A 20,331-nucleotide genomic window follows, 5' to 3' on the forward strand; every position below is an offset into this window, starting at 1 on the left:
ATGGCACTTTCAAACTCACAGTATGATCAGATGATGCGTACCTATGAGCAGAGGCAACTGGATAATGAATACCAATTAAGGGAACGATATCAGAAAGCCTATTCCCAGCTTCCCGCACTTAAGGAGACAGACCAAGCAATCGCCTCCTTAAGCGTAGAAAAAGGCCGCCGTCTCCTTGAGGGTGACGACCAGGCTCTCCTTTCCTTAAAAGAAGAATTGAATTCTCTGTTTCTCAGAAAGCACCAATTATTAGAGAACAGCGGGTTTCCTCCGGATTTTTTGGAGCTTCAGTATACATGTCCGGATTGTCGGGACACAGGATATATAGGCGACGAGAAGTGCCATTGTTTTAAAAAGGCCATCGTAGAACTCCTCTATGAACAGTCCAATTTAAAGGAGGTCTTAAAGAAAGAGAATTTCTCCACCTTTTCCCTGGACTACTATTCCCGCAGCCATATTGATCCGCTGACCAAAAGATCGGCGCTGGAATCCATCCAAACCGCACTGAAGGTGTGCACAACCTTTGTAGACACATTTTCCGAGGAATTTCAGAACATTCTATTATATGGGGATACAGGGATAGGGAAAACCTTTCTCTCCCACTGTATCGCAAAAGAACTGATTGATACGTCCTGTTCTGTGGTGTATTTTACTGCTGCACAGTTATTTGACGTGTTCGCAGAGAATACCTTTGGCAGACACGGGGAACAGGCTTCCGATATACAGGAGCATATCTATGACTGCGATCTTTTGATTATTGATGACCTTGGAACAGAGCTTCCAAATTCCTTCACCGTATCGCAGCTTTTTATCTGCCTGAATGAGCGAATTCTAAGGCAGAAGGCGACAATAATATCAACCAATCTTGCATTGGAGGATATACAATCCATCTACTCTGAACGGACCTTCTCACGAATTAGCAGTAATTACACGATTCTTAGGCTAACAGGTGACGATATCCGTATTCAGAAAAAACTACTTAATCTGGGAGGTACGAATGATGCTACGCCGTAATGACCGTATTCTGGAAAACATACCTATCGGAGCTCTTGGAATTATTGCTCTTGACGGCTGCAAGGAGATGGGCAGCCGAGTAAATGACTACATTGTAAAATGGCGCCAGGAGGAAGGCCATGTCTACAAGGATGATGTCGTTTACAATGGATATGAAAGGGATACTTATCTGATCGACGCAAAGGTGCCCCGCTTTGGCTCTGGGGAAGCCAAGGGCATTATCAATGAATCCGTTCGCGGAAAAGATATTTATCTTATGGTAGATGTATGTAACTATAGCCTGACCTATTCTCTGACCGGACATATAAACCATATGTCTCCGGACGACCACTATCAGAACTTGAAACGTGTAATTGCCGCCATTGGAGGCAAGGCAAGGCGTATCAATGTAATCATGCCGTTTCTGTACGAAAGCCGCCAGCATAAGAGAAGCAGCCGTGAATCACTGGACTGCGCCCTTGCTCTCCAGGAGTTGGTGCGCATGGGAGTGGACAATATCATTACCTTCGATGCCCATGACCCAAGAGTGCAGAATGCAATCCCACTGAATGGTTTTGAGACGGTAAGGCCCACTTATCAGTTCGTGAAGGGACTTCTTCGCCGCTTTGACGACCTTCAGATTGACAGTGACCATATGATGGCAATCAGTCCTGATGAGGGCGCTACTGGACGCGCCGTATATTTGGCCAATGTATTGAACCTTGATATGGGTATGTTCTATAAGCGCCGTGATTATACCAAGATTGTTGAGGGGCGCAACCCGATTGTTGCCCATGAATTCCTGGGGTCTTCTGTGGAGGGGAAGGATGTCATCATACTTGACGACATGATTTCCTCCGGTGACAGCATCTTAGACGTTGCCCGCCAGCTTAAACAGCGCAAGGCTAGGCGCATCTTCGCCGCCGCCACCTTTGGTCTGTTCACCAATGGGCTGGATAAGTTTGATAAAGCCTATGAAGAAGGAAGCATCGATGCAATTCTGACGACGAACCTAATCTATCAGACGCCTGAGCTTCTTAAAAGGCCATATTATATTAACTGTGATATGAGTAAATATATAGCATTGATGATTGATACCCTCAACCATGACGGTTCCATTAGCAGTATTTTGAATCCGGTTGACCGTATTCATCATGTAGTCAATGAATATACCGTAACGAATGACAAGCTTTAAAGGGGAACGGCATCCTGAAATCATACATTCAGGATGCCGCCCTATTTTAAATGAAATCTATACAATCTCCTCCATATGGTATAATATTCCTAGTTCATCTAACAACTGCGCCTCTCGCTTCTGACAGGTAAAAATCAATACCTGCTGCTTATGTTCTCCCAGCCATTGAAGCACTTTCTTTAGCCGCATATCATCATAATAGACAAAGGTATCATCCAGTATCACAGGATATTCTTCCTCGTGGAGTACTTTGCTGGCTGCCATACGCAGGGCGAAATAGACTTGTTCCACTGTTCCACGGCTTAACTGCTCAAGAGAAATTCTTTTTCCTTCCTTCAATATACTTAAGTGCATACCGTCTTCAATTAATAGCTGTGTGTATTTTCCCTCCGTGATGTATGCAAGAATTTGTGAAGCTTCGCCTTTCAACCGTTCCTCCAACTGTCTTTTCAGCTCTCCCGACAGCTCATTGAGCCGTTCCATTGCTAGCTTAAGAGCTAATCTTCTCTTGTCGTACTCTCTGTAATCTTCACTGACTTCATCCAGCTCTGCAAGCTGCTCTTTGATGTTGCCATACTGTATCTGTTTCTCTCTCAGCTCCTCCCGCACATGAGTCTGCTCCCATACCAGCTTCTCCAGAGGTATCTTCTCCTCCTCAGGAGTGATTTCTTCCAGAATCAGCTCAGGGGGCGTCTTCTCCTGCTGTTTTCCTACCTTCATCCGGTTCCATACATACAGACCGCATGCAAGAAAGATAATGATAGATACCAGAAAATTCCAAGGTCTTGCGATTAAAATAAACGCCAGGATGATAATAACGCCAAACAAAATCAGCTCTACCGGATGAATCCGCCATTTAGCAGGTCTTAATTCATCAATAATTCGCCTGTTTTCCACATTTTCCGCTTTTTGGGCAGCTTTCTCTCTCCGGTACTCAAGCTCTGCTGATATTCTATCGAACTCCTCCTCAAGATGATGCACATCTCTCCACACATAGGAGGCTTCCTGCTCCATCCTTTCCCTCTCCGCCTGCTTCTTAAGCAAAGACTCCTTAATCTCCTTTTCCAGAGCCTTCTTCTTCTCTTTTAAGCGCTCCAGCGTCCTGCCCAGGTCCATCTCACAGTTTCCCGCTGCATACCCAAAAGACAGACGAGCTTCGTCCGTCATAGCATAATAATTTGTCGCATAATTCTTGAATTTAACTTCAAGAGACTGGCCTGTCTCCACCTTCCTCTGACCGACTGATATGGTATTCTCATACCCGCCAGAGTCTAAGCCTGCAAGCAGCATCTCCAAATCCCCGTCCGCAACAGACAACTGCTCTCCGTCGTCCTCACAGATTAGCTCTGCTTTCTTCGTATATCTGTCAAAATTCCGGTCTATCCGAAATATTTTCCCTCCGCTCTCGAACTTCAATGCTCCAGAGTAATAGTTAGAATTCTCCCACGGTTCATAGATACTGAACGCATCATGGGCCGATGCACGGCCTCTCCCTCTTTCCATTCCAAAGAACATTCCCTTAATAAAGGAATGAAGGGTGGATTTGCCAGACTCATTTTCCCCGTACAGGATATTGACCCCATCTTCAATCCGGATATTTTTGTCCGTAAATTTGCCAAAATGCTTCAATTTTAGTTCTTGAATCTTCATAATCAGCCTCTTCTTGTCTCCATTAACGCCTGGACACCCTCACATAATGCCAGGTACTCCACGCTGTCCTCGTCATAATCTATTAGGCTTTCAATATATTTTCCAAGAAGGTCGCCTCGGTTCTGTGCCAGAAGCTTTGTAAAATCATAGGCCGGCTTCGATTCATCCGACAGCTCAATGATATTGCCGTAAGTATCCATATCCGACAGCTCAAACAAAATGTCCGGATCCCGAAACCCCTTTACTGTCACTTTGTAAATGTTCTGCGTCCCTGACGCCTCAATCTGCTCTCGGATACGGGCCTTTAGCCCCCGATTGGTCATTTTCTTCTCCGTCATCACTTCCATGTGCACGTATTCTCTCAATGCGCAGGGAACAAAACGGATTCGGCAGCATTCCTTCGTAAGCTCACCCAGAATATATCCATGGGGACCGGTATCATTCTTGTCGATTGGCTCTAACGCGCCGGAATATGCCATTCGGCTCTCACAAAACTGTTCACTGGGACATCCATTTACACCTTTATGCAGTATATTTCTTCCATCCATATCTAATGGTTTGTGGATATGCCCCAGCGCAATATAATCGTAGCCAAGGGAGCGCAGCTTCTCTTTCTGAATCGGAATGTGCCGTTCATCCCCTCCATGAGCAAGTAAAATCTCATACTTCTGCCTTTTCATGGGAAACGCCTGGTCATACAACCGGTCCGTTATCTCCTTGCTATAATAACTAAGCCCATATACTGCCGTTGACAACTCTGGCAGCTCTACAGCGGAAATCTGTCCGCCAAGAATCATATGTACATTCTCCCCCCACGCAAAGGTTCGATAATAGGAATCCCGTTTCAGATAATCGTGATTCCCCGCAGCCAACACCACCTGAGAAGACCCAAGGGTTTGGAACAGGTCATTGACCTCCTTTAATTCTCTAAGAAGGGGCTGCCTGTGAAACAGGTCTCCCGCAATCAGAAGAAGTTCTGCCTTCTCCTCCTTACACGCCTTCACCGCCCTTGCCAGACCGTTCCAAATCTCCCTTCGCCGGTCTGCGCTGTATGCGCTTCCTGCGTCCGGACTTGCCCCCAAATGCACGTCTGCGATATGTATGAACTTCATCTGCTGTTCCTTCTTCCTTCTCTGTCTTTGACGGTAATTCCACAATAAACTGTGTCCGGATGTCGTCGCTCTTGGCCCGAATTCTGCCGCCGTGCAGTTCAACGATCTCTTTCGCAATGGCAAGCCCCAGACCTGCGCCTCCGGTTCCTGAAGAACGGGAGCCGTCCACACGATAAAATTTCTCAAAAATGGTCTGAAGCATCGCCCCAGGTATCTTTTCCCCCTGGTTCATAAACACAATCTCAATATCTTTCTTTTTCATGTGTGCGTCAATCTCTATCTTCGTGTCCTCATAACAATAGGCAATGGCATTTCTCAAAATATTGTCAAATACCCTCGCCAGCTTGTCCGGATCACCGTATACCACCAGATTCTCCTCCACATGTACCTCACAGGACAGACGCTTCTCCTGCAAAACGCCGTATAACTCGTCCGCCAACTGCTCTAACATCAGCGTAAGATTAATCTCAATGGCTTCCAGCTCAATGTCCTGAAGGTTATAGCGGGTGATATCGAAAAATTCATGGATTAACTCTCCAAGGCGGATGGATTTCTCCAGCGCGATATGGATGTACTTCATCCGGTCCTCCTCCGGCATCCCTGCATGGCTGTCCAGCATACTAAGATAGGCGACGATGGAGGTCAATGGGGTCTTTAAGTCATGGGCCAGAAAAAGAACCAGATCATTCTTCTTCTTCTCCCCCTCTATTGCGTCAAGCTCCTGCCGCTTCAAAGTTGCCTTAATCTCATTTAATCGTATTTCGATTGGCTTTAACTCTGTAATCAGATGAATTGGCTCTGTAGATTCTGCCAAAATGTTCTCAATCCCGTCGCCAATCTGATCCACGTATTTCATCATCTTAGACAGCGCCGCATAGTAAAACAGCGCAAAAAGGAGTAGGAAACCCACAATGATGAAGAACATCTTGTTGTTTCCAATCAGTTTCCAGTATAACTTGATTGCCTGGCTCTCCTTCATGCCTGTAGACATCAGAAACTCCACAAAAGCTTCCGCAAAGCTGTCATTGTAAATGCCGTCAATCACATAATTCAGCAGAAAACCGCCCACCAGCACCGTAAGCGCCGTGACCAGGACGGTCTGCAGCAATATGGTAAATTTCAGCTTACGATAATTATTCTTCAATCTTATATCCTACTCCCCAAACCGTCTTGATAAAATCCGACTTGCCTGTGGGCCCGCTCATCTTCTCGCGCAGATGCCGGATATGCACCATCACAGTGTTGTTGCTGTTCTTGTAGTATTTCTCATTCCATACCTTCTCAAACAACTCCTCTGAACTGATGACCTTGCCGCGATTCTCACAGAGAAGCCAGAGAATGTCAAACTCAATGGGCGTCAGTGTGAGAGGCACTTCATTGTAAACACACTCGTGGGATGTACGGTTCAAAAGCAGTCCGCCAAAATCAATCACATCCCCCTCGTCCTTCCCTCCATCGTTATACTGGGTATACCGCCGTATCTGCGCCTTGACCCTTGCAACCAGCTCTAAAGGGTTGAAGGGTTTGGGTATATAGTCGTCAGCCCCCAAAGTAAGGCCGGTTATCTTATCCATGTATTCCGTCTTAGCCGTCAACATAATAACCGGAAATGTATATTTCTCGCGGATCATCTTCAAGAGCTGGAACCCGTCGATGTCCGGAAGCATAATGTCCAGGATTGCAAGGTCAATCTTCTTGCTCTTAATACAGTCAAGCGCATCCTCGCCAGTGTAGAACTTGAATACGCTGTACTGATCATTTTGAAGATATAATTCAATGACATCCGCAATCTCTCTCTCATCATCTACAACTAAAATGTTCATGCTAACCTCGTTTTCTCTCGGAAGTACGTTATTTTTTATAGTTCGCAGTTATTTACAGTTCTTGGGAATGGAATGACATCGCGGATATTGCTCATTCCGGTGAGGTACATCACGCACCGTTCAAAGCCAAGCCCAAAACCTGCATGGCGGGTAGAGCCATATTTGCGGAGGTCAAGATAGAACTTGTAGTCCTCCTCCTTCATACCCATTTCTTCGATTCTTGCAAGGAGCTTGTCGTAATCATCCTCCCTCTGACTGCCGCCAATAATCTCACCGATTCCAGGAACAAGGCAGTCTACTGCGGCCACGGTCTTCCCGTCTTCATTCAGCTTCATATAGAAAGCTTTAATCTCCTTCGGATAGTCTGTCACGAATACCGGTCGTTTGAACACAACCTCTGTCAAATAGCGTTCGTGCTCGGTCTGCAAATCCGCACCCCAGGATACTTTGTATTCAAATTTGTCATTATTCTTCTTAAGAATCTCAATGGCCTCCGTGTAGGTTACTCTGGCAAAATCGGAAGACACCACGTTATGAAGCCGTTCCAGCAAGCCCTTGTCAACAAATGAGTTGAAGAAATTCATTTCTTCTGGAGCTTCTTCTAAGACATAGCTGATCACATATTTCAGCATTGCCTCTGCCAGCATCATATCATCGTCCAAATCTGCAAAGGCAATCTCAGGCTCTATCATCCAGAATTCTGCCGCATGTCTGGCAGTGTTAGAATTCTCTGCACGGAATGTCGGGCCAAATGTGTATACATTGCAAAACGCCTGGGCATAAGTCTCTGCGTTTAACTGCCCGCTGACCGTAAGGCTTGTCTCCTTGCCGAAAAAGTCCTGAGTATAGTCTGTCTGGCCCTCATCATTCTTGGGAACATTCTCCATATCCAGGGTGGTTACACGGAACATCTCTCCCGCGCCTTCACAGTCGCTTCCTGTAATCAGCGGCGTATGAACATAGACAAAGCCTCTCTCCTGGAAAAACTTATGGAGAGCAAATGCTGTCAATGAACGTACCCGAAATACAGCCTGAAAGGTGTTCGTCCTAGGTCTTAAGTGGGAAATGGTTCTTAGGTACTCAAAACTGTGCCTCTTCTTCTGTAACGGATAATCAGGCGCGGATGCACCCTCAATCTCTACAGTGTCTGCCTGAATCTCAAAAGGCTGCTTCGCCTGAGGCGTAGCAACCAGCGTACCGGTAACGATTACCGCCGCGCCCACATTCAGCTTGGATACCTCCAAGAAATTCTCCATCTTATCATGATACACAATCTGCAAAGGCTCAAAAAACGTACCGTCGTTCAATACGATAAAGCCAAATGTCTTGGAATCACGAATACTGCGCACCCATCCTCCTACTGTAAGCTTCTTGTCAAGATAATTCTCTTTGTTCTTGTATAACTCTCTGATTGCAGTCAAATCCATATCTATTCTACTCCTTTATCTCTGCTTTCCTTCCTCCTGCCAACGGCCTGCCTAAAGGCACAGGGCGGGGAATGTGTATTAACATGGTTTTCATTATAGCATACTAAAACAAGTTTTAAAAGGCAGAGGTTTGGATTTTCTCCACACTCACTTTGCCGTAATTGTATACCATGCCCCTGGGTATAAATATTTATAATTTGATGAATACTATCTTTATAAATTGGTATGGAGGAATTAAGAGTGGTGGAAATGTGTTCTATCTGGACTGGAAATATAAGCCTGCCCCAGTTTAAACAGCTTAATGGGAACAAAAAAACAGATGTACTAATCATCGGAGGCGGCATGGCAGGAATCTTAAGCGCCTATTTTCTGGAAAAGGCGGGAGTTGACTATGCACTTGTGGAGGGCAGAAGAATCTGTTCAGGAATCACAGGAAACACTACAGCGAAAATCACGGCCCAACACGGGCTAATCTATCGGAAGCTGCTGAAAAGCCTAGGGACTGAGAGAGCAAGGATGTACCTTGACGCCAATCAGGAGGCGGTCCGTAAATACGCAAGACTTTGCAGACGGCTAAACTGTGATTATGAGGAAAAGCATTCCTATGTCTATTCCCGAAATGACCGCAAAAAGCTGGAGGATGAGGCAGCAGCGCTAACTAAGCTTGGCTATAAACCAAGGCTTATTGAACAGTGCGAACTCCCCTTCCAGACCGTGGGGGCAGTAGGCTTCGCAGAGCAGGCCCAGTTCCATCCTCTGAAATTCATAAGCAGTATAGCAAAAGGTCTAAAAATATATGAAAATACATTCGTAAAGGAACTAAAAGAGGCTGCTGCCATAACAGAACATGGTGAAATCACGTTTCAGAAGCTCATCTTTGCAACACATTTTCCCATAGACAATAAGCATGGTATGTATCCTCTTAAAATGTACCAACACAGGTCTTATGTGATTGCTCTTAAGGATGGCCCTCAATTAAAAGGTATGTATATCGACGAGGCAAAGCAGGGCATGTCTTTTCGGAATTATAAGGACTATCTTCTTTTGGGGGGCGGAAGCCATAAAACCGGAGAAAAAGGCGGGAACTGGGATGAAATCCGGAATTGTGCCAGGCTATATTATCCCAATCTTGATGAAATCTATTGCTGGGCAGCTCAGGATTGCATGACTCTGGACGCTATTCCTTATATTGGGCGATATTCCCGAAGGATGCCAAGATGCTTTGTGGCAACCGGCTTCAATAAGTGGGGAATGACCTCCTCCATGGCGGCGGCCTCTGTCCTGACAGATTTGGTTTTGGAAAAAGAGAATCCTTATGCTTTCGTTTTTAACCCGTCAAGAAATATGATAAAACCTCAGTTGTTTGTTAATGGATATACAGCGGTCAAAAACCTGCTTACTATCTCTGAAAAACGCTGTCCCCATCTTGGATGTGCACTAAAATGGAATAAAGCGGAACATTCCTGGGACTGTCCCTGCCACGGTTCACGGTTCGACAGCTTTGGAAAGCTTCTGGATAATCCGGCGAACGGAAATCTCAAAAGATAATGAAACAAAGAACGGCTGCCAGAAACTTAAGCTTCCGGCAGCCTTACAACAACGCAATACATCACTGCATTAATCAGCGATTAACCTAATCAATTTTCACAAAATCTGCCGCACCATGCTTACAAAGCGGGCATACAATATCATCCGGCAGCTCGTCGCCTTCATAGACATATCCACAAACCACGCAGACGTAGCCTTTCTTGCCCTCTGTATCCGGCTTCGGCTTCACATTGCTCTGGTAATAGTTGTATGTCATAGTCTCCACATTGGTAATCACACGGGCTTCTGTGACAGTACAGATAAACATTCCGTGGGTATCCAAATCTACATACTGCTCAACCTCCAAAGACATGAAAGAGTTGATGTATCTTGGAAGGAATACCAGACCGTTATCAGAGCGAAGCGGAGAATAACCTGCGAACTTGTCCACAGTCCGTCCACTCTGGAACCCGAAGTTCTCGAATACCTTGAAGGGCGCGTCTGTAGACAGACAGTTAATGTTCATTTTACCAGTCTGCTTGATTACATGATGAGAATAATTATCCTTATTAATGGTCACAGCAATCCGGTTCGGTGTATTCGTCACCTGCGTCACAGTATTGACGATGAGACCGTTATCCTTCTTTCCGTCATTGGAGGTCACCACATAGAGTCCATAACCAATCTTAAAGAGTGCGGTCAGGTCATTCTTATCTGCGGTCTCATCATGCTGGGCCAGATAATTCTTGCAGAACTCATCAGCCAGAGCCTCCAACTGTGCGTTGCTCTCATCATTGAGAGCAGAATGGATATGGACAGTGGTATCTGCAAAGGTCAGCTTCTTACAGCCCTCCAACATCTGCTTCATAGTCTTGGCGGCAAGAGGCGCCCATGAACCGTTTTCAATCAGGCCCACAAAACGATTCTGGAAATTCCGCTCGGTCAGATGGTCAATGTACTCCCGCATGAATGGGAAAATATCTGCGTTATATGTTGTCGTTGCAAGGATTAATTTGCCGTAGCGGAATGCGTCCGCAACTGCCGCTGACATATCACAGCGGGCAAGATCATGAACAATCACGGTGGGGCAGCCTTTCCTGCGCAGCTTGTCAGCCAGCGCATCTACGGCCTTCTTCGTGTTGCCGTACACAGAAGTATAGGCGATGACGATTCCGGTTGTCTCTACATTATAAGAAGACCAGGTATTGTAGAGTCCAAGGTAATAACCAAGGTTATCCTTAAGTACAGGTCCATGCAGCGGACAAATGGTCTGAATGTCCAGTGTGGAGGCTTTCTTTAAGAGCCTTTGAACCTGCACGCCGTATTTTCCTACAATGCCGATGTAATAGCGGCGCGCCTCGTCAGCCCATTCTTCTTCTACGTCCAGTGCGCCGAACTTACCGAAGCCATCGGCAGAGAAAAGCACCTTCTCATAGCTGTCGTAGGTAACGATGACCTCCGGCCAGTGTACCATAGGCGCTGTAACAAAAGTAAGCTCATGTTTCCCAAGAGAAAGTGTGTCGCCTTCTGCCACAATCATCTGCCTATCCTCAAAATCTGTGCCGAAAAATTGCTTCATCATAGCAAACGCCTTGGCGGAAGATACGACAGTCGTGTCCTTATATACATTCATAAAATTTGCAATATTGGCGGAATGGTCAGGCTCCATGTGCTGTACAATGAGATAGTCCGGCTTGCGTGAGCCTATGACTGATTCAATGTTATCCAGCCATTGGTGAGTAAAACGTGCGTCAACCGTGTCCATTACAGCCACTTTCTCATCCATGATCACGTAGGAATTATAGGACATGCCATTCTTTACTGCATACTGCCCCTCAAAAAGATCTACGGCATGGTCATTGACGCCGACATATTTAATATTATTTGAAATATCCATTGGTAATCACTCCTATTCTTTTTAATTTTGTCCATTATAGCATAACGAGAGATAAAAATATATGGGATTGATAAAAATTTATCTGGATATATTTCAAAAATCAACCGAAAAACTACACTAAAATTTTTCGATTTTTTCTACCAATGTGACGAATCAATTTTCAAGAAATCATGATATACTTTTAGAAAATGGAAATATTTAGGAGGAAAGTAGGACTTATGGGAATTATTTATAATGAAGCATCAAAAACCATTACCTTACACACGAAACATTCGTCTTATCAGATGAAGATTGGCAATCTGGATTATCTTCTTCATCTTTATTACGGACCGTCTATCCGAGATGAGGATATGTCCTACCAGATTATGCAGTACGACCGAGGCTTCTCCGGCAACCCTTACGAATCCAGGGACGAGAGAACATTTTCACTGGACGCACAGCCTCAGGAATTCAGCACACAGCAGCAGGGAGATTTTCGTACTGCCAGTATTGAAGTCGTCAACGGAGACGGCAGCTACTCTTACCATGGAAAAGCTGTTGATTATAAGATTAGCAAAGGCAAATATCAGTTGGATACACTCCCTTGCGTATTTGCCACAGAAAATGACACTGTGGATACAGTGGAGGTCACCCTGTCAGACGAGATCAGCAATGTACAGGTGGTTCTGCTTTACAGCGTTTTTGAGGAGGCAGACATCATAACAAGAGCTGTAAAAGTAATCAATTCCGGCAATACCCCCATTCATCTTAGGAAAATTATGTCTGTCTGCATAGACTTTTTTAACGGACTGGACTTTGACTTGGTGAGCCTTCCTGGGCGGTACGGTCAGGAGAGACAGGTGGAACGCCAGCGTATGACCCACCACATCCATACCATCGGCAGCGTGCGCGGCTCCTCAAGCCACCAGCAGAATCCCTTTGTGATTCTCTGCGACAAGAATGCTACAGAGGATTACGGTAAATGTTATGGATTTTCCCTGATGTACAGCGGCAACTTCCTTGCAGAAGCAGAGCTTGACCAGTATGACCAGCTCAGGCTGGTGATGGGCATCCATCCCAAGCAGTTTGTTTATGAATTAAAGCCCCAGGAGGTCTTTGAAGGGCCGGAGGTTGTCATGGCATTTACCGAGCACGGATTTACAGGGCTGTCCCATCTGTACCATGATTTCTACCGAACCAACCTCTGCCAAAGCAAATTCGTACAGGAGGTTCAAAGACCGGTTCTGATTAACAGTTGGGAAGCGGCATTCATGGATTTTGACGATGTGAAGCTGGTGAAGATTGCCAAAGCCGCCAAGAACATGGGCGTTGACCTGCTGGTCATGGACGACGGCTGGTTTGGCAAACGCGACGACGATAACAGCGGTCTTGGAGACTGGTATGTGAATCAGAATAAGATTAAATGCGGTTTACATAAACTTGTAGAGCAGATTAACGAGCTTGGCATGAAGTTCGGCATCTGGTTTGAACCAGAGATGGTGTCAGAGGACAGCGACTTATACAGGGCGCATCCAGAGTGGACCATGCAGATTCCGGGCCGCCATGCTGTTCGCAGCCGTAACCAGATGGCTCTGGATATGAGCAGGCGTGACGTGCAGGATTATCTGATTGAACAGATCAACGCCATTTTGGATGACGCTAATATCTTCTATGTAAAATGGGACATCAACCGCTCCCTTGCAGATATCTGGTCTAACCAGCTTCCCCCTGAGAGACAGGGCGAGGTCTATCACCGGTATATCCTGGGACTTTATCGGGTCATGGACAATATTATTAAGACCCATCCTGACATTCTCTTTGAGGGATGTTCAGGCGGCGGCGGTCGATACGATGCGGCAATGCTCCACTACTATCCCCAGTACTGGGTCAGCGACAACAACCACCCCATTGACCGGCTGAAGCTTCACTATGGAACCTCCTTCGTATATCCGGTATGCACTATGGGCGCGCACATTTCAGACAGCGGTAAATTCGTTCCGATTAAGACCAAGGCTGTGGTCGCCATGTGCGGAACCTTCGGATACGAGCTGGATGCGACCCACCTGTCTGAAGAAGAACAAGAAATATGTCGTGAACAGAGTGATTTATTCCGCAAATATTATCCGCTGATTATGAAGGGCGATTACTACCGTCTGACTAACCCCTTTGAGACAGGCAACATGACAGCATGGCAGCATGTGTCAAAGGACAAGTCCGAGTCCTTGCTGAGTGTTGTTGTCACTAACCTGACCTGTAACGGACCTCAGGAATATATACGGGCAAAGGGACTGATACCCGATGCAATGTACAGCATTAACGGCAGTAGTGAGCTGCGTTCTGGTTCTGCCCTTATGAACGCCGGACTTCCGATTAATCGGGAAGTAGACGACTACAGTTCCTTCCAGTTCCATCTGAAAATGATACATTAGGCTAAGAATTGAGCTTTCATGCAAACTTAATTTACAATAAAGAAAGAGGTTGTTTCTTATTTGAACAGCCTCTTTCTTTAACGTTAGCCTGCGGGCCAATGACGCGGGCTTAATCTTACCGCTGATTTCTCAGCATTTCTATCATTTTCTTTGGACTGGGCAGGTTTCCCTTATAAAGCGACATCATCTTATAAATCCTTCCTGCAATCATCGTAATCACAGTCGCCGTCAATATAACGATCCCAAGGGAGCAAACCGCCTCTGGTATACTCATGACTCCAAGCAAAATCTTTGTCGGCGCAACCAGAATCGATGTAAACGGCACCCATACCTGCCATGTAACTGCATCCCAGGGTACATCTGCACCCGCTCCTCCTGCAAACATAGTCGCAAAGAAGCTAATCAGCAGCACCATGATAAACAGCATATTCGTGCTGGACAAATCCTCCGGCTTCTCGGCAATAGCGCCGCCGATTGCCGCAAGCGAGCAGTAAAGCAAAAGTCCTGCCGCTAACATCAGAAGGGAAAGAATCACACCGGAAGCTGTAAACATTCCTGAAAATTCTCCAAACGTTTCAACCAACTGTATCAGCGCCATATCTGTCTTGGGGTTCACCATTTTGGTAAAATGGATACCAAGGGCAAATCCTCCGAACAGCCCGCCTATCCAGACAAAGATCTGAAGAATCCCGCTTGCCGCTGTTGCAAACACCTTCCCCAGAAGCATTGCCCCTGGCTTTACAGTCACTAAGAACAAATCCATCAGCTTTGACGTTTTCTCCATAATGGCATTGTTCGCCGTACCCTGCCCATATGCAAGAATCATAAAGTAAAGAACCATAATGTTCAGATAAGGGAGCAGCGATGCCATGACTTTTTTCGCAGACGCATATTCGTCACTCTCATCCGCAGGCGTACTGCTGTCACGCACCTGAGTCTCAATAGGCATGGTCAACTCAGCAATCTGTGTAACCTCAAGGTTCGATTTCTGAATCAGAATAGAACGGAAAGCTCCCGAAAGAAATGTCTCATAAGCATTCACATCCTTCTTATTAAGCTTCGTTTTATCCGGCAAAAGCACGTCAAGCTGATATGAGTTCTCCTGATAATCAACAACAAGCACAGCCGAATAATCATCTTCTTCTGCCTTTTTTGCGGCTTCCTCCACACTTCCTGCCATCTCGTAAGCAACATCTGTAAACCGTTCAGCGTCTACACGATTCAAAACTCCATAGTCTGTTTTTTCGTCTGTCCTGCCGTCCTGTTCAATCACATATACTTTGGCCAGCTTGCTCTCATAGGTATCGTCCTCTTTAAAATACTCGACTGCCGGCATAATGGCTGCCGGAAGAAGCAGACACAGAAAAGCAATAATAATCGTCACATTCAAATAGCCTTTTCGCTTCACATGCTGGACAAATGTAAATGAAAATATTTTTCCAAGCCCTCTCATCTGTTATCTACCTCCTTTTGCGCCATTTTGGTGAAGCATGGAAATCCACCCTCCAAGCTTCATACGGCTTCCACGGTACATCATCAAAGCGCGGTAGATTCTTGCGCAGACATAAGCCAAGAGCAGAATCACGGCAAGCTGAAGCGCCCAGGAAAACGCCAACATTCCAAACCCAATATCACCGATAAGATAGCGCACAGGCGCACAGAACATTGAGGCAACCGGACACAGAGACACCACATATGCCAATACAGGACTACCTGATCCAATCGTCATAATTGCCGCCATGTACCCCGCCATAACCAACAGAACAATCGTAAGGTTTGCTGGCTCTACATCCTCTGTGGAGGAGCAGCCTGTTCCAATCAGCCCGCTAAGCAGGGAAACCTGCAGATATCCAAGAAACAGCGAAACGAGCAAAATCAGCACAGTAACAGGCGAAATATTGAGTATATCTGCGGAAATACCGGATGCTGCAATCTGCTGCTGCATGACAGAGGTATCTGCAAACTGTCCAGTGACCATGTATGAAATTCCCATCACCGCTGCAAGAGAAGCAACCAGCCCAAATATATACGTCATCACGGCAAGAATTTTTCCAACAAGCAGCGCAAGTGGCTGAACGCTGACCATCAAAAGCTCTGCAAGCTTTGAAGCCTTTTCCTCTATGACTTTCTGGATAATAAAGGACGAAACAAATGTACATAATATCAAAAGAGCCACAGAATATAGAATCTGCACACCGAAACGCGCGTCAAAGTCATCTTCTTTTTCCTCAAGATACTCCGAAACGCTCTGTACATTGGTATTATATGGGCTGGTCATGACTGCAATCTGCTCTGCCTTGGCATCCTGCCCTGCATAGCGCGCCTCGTCCAGAAGTCCTGACAGCATACTCACACATGAATCTATATCTCCGTCCGGAAACTCCTTATCCTCCAGCGCATATGCGCCGATTGAAAAGCACATCTTTTCTTCATCCCTTTGAAGATGTACATAGATTTCCTCCGGTTGAAGCATAGACTCATATGTATCCTTTGACCACTCCACATTCATCAAATCTGTATCTACAAATTCTGTATTTTCAAAAATCTCATTCCTCTGAGGAACACTTTCCAACCCCAGCTCATATCCCGTATCATTCTGGACATAGACGGCAGCAATCCCCACGGCCCCAGGACTATCAGGGGACGCGGCCTTCTCCCCGCCCATCATCACAGTCATAACCGGAATACTCGCGGCTGCAATCAGGAAAAAGATTATTAATGAAATGATATTCGCCTTTCCCTTCATCATCTGCGACAGTGTAAAGCGATATACCTTCCCTGTTCCGGTAAAATCACTTTTCCTAAGCTTCATGTGCATCACCTACTTTCTCCACGAAAATCTCATGGAGAGACGGTTCGCGAAGGCTGAATGTGACCACTGTAACATTGTTCTCAATTAAGAGCCTCAAAAACCCATTCGCCTGCTCATCTCCAGTCACTTTTATCTGATACTCACATTCTTTTGCTGAAACCAGCTTTAATCCCTGCTGTCTGATTAAGTCTGTCACATCCGTCTCTGTTTTCAAAAACAAATTAATGCGGCCATAGCTCTTTTTAATCTCATTCAAATGGCCTTGAAGAACAATCTTTGAGCGGTTCAATATAATAATGTCCGTACAGAATTCCTCCACAGTGGCCATCTGATGGCTTGACATAATGAGATATTTTCCTTTTGAAATCTCCTCCCTGATAATGCCCTTGAACAAATCTGTATTCACAGGGTCAAGACCAGAAAGGGGCTCATCCAAAATCAAGAGCTCAGGATCAGGCAAAAGAGCCGTCATAAACTGAATCTTCTGCTGATTTCCCTTTGAAAGCTGATCCGCCTTTTTTGGCGCCTGGGCTTTCGTGCGTCTGCGCTTACCTTTTCCATCGTCTGATTTCGGCGCCTGGGGATAGAGATATTCTTCAACCTCCAGCCTCTCTGCCCAATAACGAATTCTTTTCTTCGCCTCCGCCTTCGGAATACCCCTCAGTCCGGCAAAATAGATTAACTGATCCATCAGTGTATACTTGGGGTACAAGCCCCGTTCCTCCGCAAGATAACCTACATTACAGGTCGCCGTATCAAGAGGCGCTCCATTAAAGAGCACCTCTCCGGTGTCCCGCGAAAGCATATTCAGCATCATACGGATTGAAGTGGTCTTTCCTGCTCCGTTTGTCCCAAGCAAGGCAAAAACACCTGGATTCTTCATCTCGAAGCTTAAATTCTCTACTACCGTCTTCTCTCCATATTTCTTTGACAAATTTTTCACTTCTAAACTCATGTGCATTTCTCCCTTCTTTGCTGCAAACAGTATAGCATAAAATGAGAGATTTTGTTTCGTTTTTGCGTGAAGTGTTCTATTTCCGTCACCAATGGAAGCTGATTTCTTCTAATAAAACCTTCCCACAGTCGGAAGAAGCAAAAGAATATTCAGCCCCCACATTACAACTGCTACAAGAATCCCGATAATACAGAGAATCTTTCCAAGCTTCGCCTGCCCCGACTTACTTGAGCCAGCGCCCATTCTTGCCCTTGAAAATCCCAGACATGCCAGCAGGATACCCACAATCGGTATCAGAAATGCAAAGACAATACTCAGAATACCAAATACCAGACCCATGGTAGCCGCACCGGAATTATCTACAGTATGTACAGGTACAGCATTCTGGTATGGTTGTCCTGGCATACCCTGTACTGGCCCGCCTCCCTGGCTCCCCGCCATACTCTGGGGCGCAGGCAAAGGCTGCCCAAGTGCAGCAAATAACTGCTCAAGGCTCTCCCTGTACGGCTTTTTTTGCATACATCCCACAAAGCCCTCCAGATTCCATTCCCCGCCGAAGGTTCCCTTCATCCATGCCTCCAGATGGAATACGCCGTTACTGTAGTACCATTTCAAATACTTATATCCCTCCATCATCGCATCTCCGGTACGGTATGCAGGTTCCCCCTTCCAGTCCGCCATGACAAAACTGTTCTTTCTGAGGAAATCGCTCATAATAAACTGCACGAAATCATCTGGTTTGTTCAACACCATCTCTTTCACATATCTAGCCATTTTTTCACTCCTTACTTTCATTTTATACACAAGGGTATACATAATATATTCTCCATGGGCATATATTACGGTGTGTCCCTGAGTATTTCTTTAAATACTTACTCATCTGCCACTCAACATTTAATAAATTCCTCAATCACACAAGTATGCTCTCGCGTCTTTTTGTCATAATTCACTCCCACCATCAAGAGATTACCATGATATTCATTGAGGCTTTGACAGTATTCTTTTTTCCGAATCTGCTCAATCGCCCCCTCAGCGCTCTGATTCCATTTCAGTTCCACCACCAGCGCAGGTTTATCTAAAAACTGCTTCTTGGGAAGAAACACCAAATCTGCAAATCCCTTCCCCCCTGCCAGTTCCCGATGAACTGTATAGAAATTTCTCGCCGCATACAAAGCCAAAGAAATCGTATAACTCAATCCATTTTCGTCATGATATTGAATATGGGAAGTTTCAAAATGCGCTTGCCGTATCCCCTCCGCCACCTGAGAAGCTCTGCCCTTCCAGATTGCATTTAAAGTATCGGCAGAATTTTTAAGAGCTGATGAAATCTCCCCCCAATCGGACATTGACACGGCATTTACATACTCCCCACGCACTTCATTATTGGGAATAAATACGCATTTATTTTCATAATCATATCCCAGATATCCAAGATGGATTAAAAGCGTCAGCACATCATCCTTTGTTCGGAAGGTCATCATATCATTCACAAAACTTTCTGTACGAACCAAAATATTTTCTCCTGCAATCATACTCAAGATATCGTCCTTTAAGCCATCAAAATTCATATCAATATAGACCTTCAGAGCCTCAAACGTCTCCGTCTGATTCCAGTAATTTCCGATTTTTCTAAAGCGCATACAACTCACCACGGAACGCGGACTATACACAGACAAATCTTTACCAAATGAATATCCGTCGTACCAGCTTTTGACCTCCCCCATATCCATCCCGTACTTTTCGCACAAACCACTGACCTCATCTTCTATAAATCCCACATAGGAAGCCAGCGGGCCTGGGTTAATCATGGAAAATTCATCGAACATATTCAAGGCAGAATGGGTTCCATACTTTTTAATCGGAAGTATTCCCGTCATATAAGCCAGATAGATATACCCCTTGTCCTTCAATAAGTCCCTCAGAAAATCAAGATATATTTCCTGCGCATCCTGCTCCATCTTATATTCTCGGAAAATACAATCCCACTCGTCGATAATGACCACAAATGGACATTTTGTCTCTGCGTAAACATCCTGCATAGATTCAACCAAATCAGTATCATCAAAATAAGCGATATTCGGATATGCCCTTTTCAAATCTCTTATGACAATTTTTTTTATACGCTCAATCAGATTCCAAATATCGCTGCTCCTGCTTAAAAATTCCTGTATATTTAAAAAAATAGTATTATATTGATTTAAATGCTTTCTAAAATTAGCGCTCTTGGCAATCTTGTATTTTGAAAATAACTCTCCGGACTCACAGCCACGGCTATAATATGCTGTCAGCATGTTCGCTGCAAGCGACTTTCCAAAACGTCGCGGACGGCTCACACATACATTGTGCTGCATTGTGTGGAGAACCGAATTCGTGTATTCTATCAATTCCGTCTTATCAATGTACATATCAGAGTTTACTGCTTCCTCAAACTTACTGTTATCTGGATTCAAATAGATGCCCATCTTCTACCTCCTCACATTTTTCGTCGTACATAATTTTTAGGGTATGCCAGGCAGCATTCATTAGGGTGTA

The 20,331-nt window shown here is 45.3% G+C and carries 15 protein-coding genes; 4 read left to right on the forward strand and 11 right to left on the reverse strand.

What is annotated here, in order from left to right; translation table 11 throughout:
* Both GN277_RS26725 and GN277_RS26730 read left to right on the forward strand, forming a co-directional pair.
* Positions 1-1,014, forward strand: coding sequence for an ATP-binding protein (locus GN277_RS26725; protein WP_159755965.1), 1,014 nt, complete (start codon positions 1-3; stop codon positions 1,012-1,014).
* Positions 1,001-2,188 (forward strand): ribose-phosphate pyrophosphokinase, encoded by a 1,188-nt coding sequence (locus tag GN277_RS26730; protein WP_159757238.1) that lies wholly within the window; start codon positions 1,001-1,003, stop codon positions 2,186-2,188. The genes GN277_RS26725 and GN277_RS26730 overlap by 14 nt, the downstream gene beginning before the upstream one ends.
* A gap of 57 nt (positions 2,189-2,245) precedes the next feature.
* On the opposite strand, the gene GN277_RS26735 is transcribed toward GN277_RS26730, so the two are convergent.
* The 5 genes from GN277_RS26735 to asnS are packed head-to-tail and all read right to left on the reverse strand — an operon-like array spanning position 2,246 to position 8,200.
* Entirely contained in the window at positions 2,246-3,838 is a 1,593-nt protein-coding gene (locus GN277_RS26735; protein ID WP_159755968.1) for an ATP-binding protein, read from the reverse strand.
* Positions 3,839-3,840: 2 nt separating this feature from the next.
* A complete protein-coding gene (locus GN277_RS26740; RefSeq protein ID WP_244325003.1) occupies positions 3,841-4,941 on the reverse strand; it encodes a metallophosphoesterase family protein in 1,101 nt (366 codons plus the stop codon).
* Positions 4,829-6,094, reverse strand: a complete 1,266-nt coding sequence (locus GN277_RS26745; RefSeq protein WP_159755971.1) for a sensor histidine kinase — start codon at positions 6,092-6,094, stop codon at positions 4,829-4,831. The genes GN277_RS26740 and GN277_RS26745 overlap by 113 nt, the downstream gene beginning before the upstream one ends.
* Positions 6,084-6,773, reverse strand: a complete 690-nt coding sequence (gene vanR / locus GN277_RS26750) for a VanR-ABDEGLN family response regulator transcription factor (RefSeq protein ID WP_159755974.1) — start codon at positions 6,771-6,773, stop codon at positions 6,084-6,086. The genes GN277_RS26745 and vanR overlap by 11 nt, the downstream gene beginning before the upstream one ends.
* A gap of 35 nt (positions 6,774-6,808) precedes the next feature.
* Positions 6,809-8,200 carry an asparagine--tRNA ligase gene (gene asnS, locus GN277_RS26755; RefSeq protein WP_159755977.1) on the reverse strand — a complete coding sequence of 464 codons (1,392 nt, stop codon included), beginning with the start codon at positions 8,198-8,200 and terminating at the stop codon, positions 6,809-6,811.
* Between the two features lie 249 nt (positions 8,201-8,449).
* On the opposite strand from asnS, the gene GN277_RS26760 reads away from it, so the two are divergent.
* Entirely contained in the window at positions 8,450-9,748 is a 1,299-nt protein-coding gene (locus GN277_RS26760; RefSeq protein WP_244325004.1) for an FAD-dependent oxidoreductase, read from the forward strand.
* An 85-nt stretch (positions 9,749-9,833) separates the two neighbouring features.
* Here the strand turns inward: GN277_RS26760 and GN277_RS26765 are convergent, their stop codons facing one another.
* The gene (locus tag GN277_RS26765; RefSeq protein WP_159755982.1) at positions 9,834-11,624 is read right to left on the reverse strand and encodes a flavin reductase; all 1,791 of its coding nucleotides are present in this window, start codon (positions 11,622-11,624) and stop codon (positions 9,834-9,836) included.
* A gap of 218 nt (positions 11,625-11,842) precedes the next feature.
* On the opposite strand from GN277_RS26765, the gene GN277_RS26770 reads away from it, so the two are divergent.
* Positions 11,843-14,032, forward strand: a complete 2,190-nt coding sequence (locus GN277_RS26770) for an alpha-galactosidase (RefSeq protein WP_159755985.1) — start codon at positions 11,843-11,845, stop codon at positions 14,030-14,032.
* Between the two features lie 115 nt (positions 14,033-14,147).
* On the opposite strand, the gene GN277_RS26775 is transcribed toward GN277_RS26770, so the two are convergent.
* From GN277_RS26775 to GN277_RS26795, 5 genes are all read right to left on the reverse strand, one after another.
* Entirely contained in the window at positions 14,148-15,485 is a 1,338-nt protein-coding gene (locus tag GN277_RS26775; RefSeq protein ID WP_159755988.1) for an ABC transporter permease, read from the reverse strand.
* Positions 15,486-15,488: 3 nt separating this feature from the next.
* Entirely contained in the window at positions 15,489-16,844 is a 1,356-nt protein-coding gene (locus GN277_RS26780; RefSeq protein ID WP_159755991.1) for an ABC transporter permease, read from the reverse strand.
* A complete protein-coding gene (locus GN277_RS26785; protein WP_159755994.1) occupies positions 16,834-17,799 on the reverse strand; it encodes an ABC transporter ATP-binding protein in 966 nt (321 codons plus the stop codon). Before GN277_RS26785 ends, GN277_RS26780 begins: the two co-directional genes overlap by 11 nt.
* Before the next feature lie 108 nt (positions 17,800-17,907).
* Positions 17,908-18,573 carry a hypothetical protein gene (locus tag GN277_RS26790; RefSeq protein ID WP_159755997.1) on the reverse strand — a complete coding sequence of 222 codons (666 nt, stop codon included), beginning with the start codon at positions 18,571-18,573 and terminating at the stop codon, positions 17,908-17,910.
* Positions 18,574-18,686: 113 nt separating this feature from the next.
* Positions 18,687-20,261, reverse strand: a complete 1,575-nt coding sequence (locus GN277_RS26795) for an AAA family ATPase (RefSeq protein WP_159756000.1) — start codon at positions 20,259-20,261, stop codon at positions 18,687-18,689.
* Positions 20,262-20,331 lie beyond the last annotated feature (70 nt).

The organism is Sporofaciens musculi (assembly GCF_009830285.1).
GTDB classification, from domain to species: domain Bacteria; phylum Bacillota; class Clostridia; order Lachnospirales; family Lachnospiraceae; genus Sporofaciens; species Sporofaciens musculi.

Excerpts from the sequence above, each read along its gene's own strand:
- GN277_RS26725 (WP_159755965.1), top strand. The coding sequence starts at position 1 with ATGGCACTTTCAAACTCACAGTATGATCAGATGATGCGTACCTATGAG.
- GN277_RS26730 (WP_159757238.1), top strand. The coding sequence starts at position 1,001 with ATGCTACGCCGTAATGACCGTATTCTGGAAAACATACCTATCGGAGCT.
- GN277_RS26735 (WP_159755968.1), bottom strand. The coding sequence starts at position 3,838 with ATGAAGATTCAAGAACTAAAATTGAAGCATTTTGGCAAATTTACGGAC.
- vanR (WP_159755974.1), bottom strand. The coding sequence starts at position 6,773 with ATGAACATTTTAGTTGTAGATGATGAGAGAGAGATTGCGGATGTCATT.
- asnS (WP_159755977.1), bottom strand. The coding sequence starts at position 8,200 with ATGGATTTGACTGCAATCAGAGAGTTATACAAGAACAAAGAGAATTAT.
- GN277_RS26760 (WP_244325004.1), top strand. The coding sequence starts at position 8,450 with ATGTGTTCTATCTGGACTGGAAATATAAGCCTGCCCCAGTTTAAACAG.
- GN277_RS26765 (WP_159755982.1), bottom strand. The coding sequence starts at position 11,624 with ATGGATATTTCAAATAATATTAAATATGTCGGCGTCAATGACCATGCC.
- GN277_RS26770 (WP_159755985.1), top strand. The coding sequence starts at position 11,843 with ATGGGAATTATTTATAATGAAGCATCAAAAACCATTACCTTACACACG.
- GN277_RS26775 (WP_159755988.1), bottom strand. The coding sequence starts at position 15,485 with ATGAGAGGGCTTGGAAAAATATTTTCATTTACATTTGTCCAGCATGTG.
- GN277_RS26780 (WP_159755991.1), bottom strand. The coding sequence starts at position 16,844 with ATGAAGCTTAGGAAAAGTGATTTTACCGGAACAGGGAAGGTATATCGC.
- GN277_RS26785 (WP_159755994.1), bottom strand. The coding sequence starts at position 17,799 with ATGAGTTTAGAAGTGAAAAATTTGTCAAAGAAATATGGAGAGAAGACG.
- GN277_RS26790 (WP_159755997.1), bottom strand. The coding sequence starts at position 18,573 with ATGGCTAGATATGTGAAAGAGATGGTGTTGAACAAACCAGATGATTTC.
- GN277_RS26795 (WP_159756000.1), bottom strand. The coding sequence starts at position 20,261 with ATGGGCATCTATTTGAATCCAGATAACAGTAAGTTTGAGGAAGCAGTA.